The organism is Onishia niordana (genome assembly GCF_004798965.1).
GTDB classification, from domain to species: domain Bacteria; phylum Pseudomonadota; class Gammaproteobacteria; order Pseudomonadales; family Halomonadaceae; genus Onishia; species Onishia niordana.
This window is the reverse complement of the sequence record NZ_SDSD01000172.1, coordinates 1-232: the sequence shown is the minus strand read 5'-3', so window position 1 is coordinate 232 and position 232 is coordinate 1. Positions and strand designations below refer to the sequence as shown.

1 protein-coding gene is annotated in these 232 nt (G+C 38.4%); it reads left to right on the top strand.

Features of this window, described 5'->3' with window-relative positions; genetic code table 11:
* Positions 1–14: 14 nt before the first annotated feature.
* Positions 15–232: Asd/ArgC dimerization domain-containing protein (locus ETC27_RS18385; RefSeq protein ID WP_276605713.1), on the top strand; the 218-nt coding region annotated here is incomplete at its 3' end.

The window sequence follows — 232 nt, the reverse complement described above, 5'->3', positions numbered from 1 at the left end:
AAGAAGAGATGAAAATGGTCAATGAAACACGTAAAATCTTACATAAGCCAGAGTTGGCTGTTTCAGCAACTTGTGTACGTGTTCCAGTAATAAACAGTCACGGTGTGAGTATCCAGGTAATATTGGATCAGCCTTTCACGCTTAGCGAAGTTCGTGAGGTTTTTTCAAACCAAGAAGGTATAACTCTTATCGATAACCCTAAAAATCATGAATATCCAGTTTCAACAATCGC